Origin of the sequence: Pseudomonas sp. SIMBA_068, assembly GCF_046534705.1 — a bacterium.
GTDB lineage: Bacteria > Pseudomonadota > Gammaproteobacteria > Pseudomonadales > Pseudomonadaceae > Aquipseudomonas > Aquipseudomonas putida.
In genome coordinates, this window is the sequence record NZ_JAWRYI010000769.1 from 1 (window position 1) to 263 (window position 263).

General features: G+C 68.1%; 1 protein-coding gene. It reads right to left on the reverse strand.

Annotated elements, in window-relative coordinates; genetic code table 11:
• A partial coding sequence (locus tag SB756_RS31370) for an MFS transporter (protein WP_410913405.1) occupies positions 1–263 on the reverse strand: 263 nt, incomplete at both ends.

Below are 263 nucleotides of genomic sequence, written 5' to 3' on the forward strand. Positions count from 1 at the left end.
CGCTGTCCGTGGCGTTGTCACGGGGTGGCAGCGCACGGTGAGTGAGCGCGATGTAGGCGAGGCTCACCGGCACCATGGCGCCGAAGGCGTAGCGCCAGGCGTCCAGTTCGGCGAACACGCCCCCCACGGCCGGGCCTACTAGCGTTGCGACGCCCCACATGCCCGACACCAAGGCCATTGCCCGGGGCCACAGGCGTTCTTCGAACACCAGTTGGATCATCGAATAACACAGGGCCAGCAACATCCCGCCGCCCAGCCCCTGG